Here is a 276-nt window from a genome sequence, read left to right on the forward strand (position 1 = left end):
GAAATACATCAGCGCGAGGTCGCTGCGAAACGCTTCCTGACCGCCGATACCTTCATAGTCGTTGATGAAGTCCCCGGCACCGTACAGGACGAGTTTGCCTCGATACAGCTCGATGCCCTTCACGTGGTGCGATGAATGGCCGTGTACGAGATCCGCCCCCGCCGAATCGATCAGTTCATGCGCGAAGTATCGCTGCGAAGTAGGTATGTCGAAATCGAAGTTCTCGCCCCAATGGATCGAGACGATGACGATGTCGGCTGCCTGCCTGACCGCTCG

General features: G+C 57.2%; 1 protein-coding gene. It reads right to left on the reverse strand.

All coding sequences use genetic code 11. The features are described from left to right. On the reverse strand, positions 1-276 hold a 276-nt coding region (locus SB753_RS37010; RefSeq protein WP_410805106.1), incomplete at both ends, for a CapA family protein.

The sequence above is a fragment of the Paraburkholderia sp. SIMBA_053 genome, from assembly GCF_046534895.1.
In the GTDB taxonomy this organism is placed as follows: Bacteria; Pseudomonadota; Gammaproteobacteria; order Burkholderiales; family Burkholderiaceae; genus Paraburkholderia; species Paraburkholderia caledonica.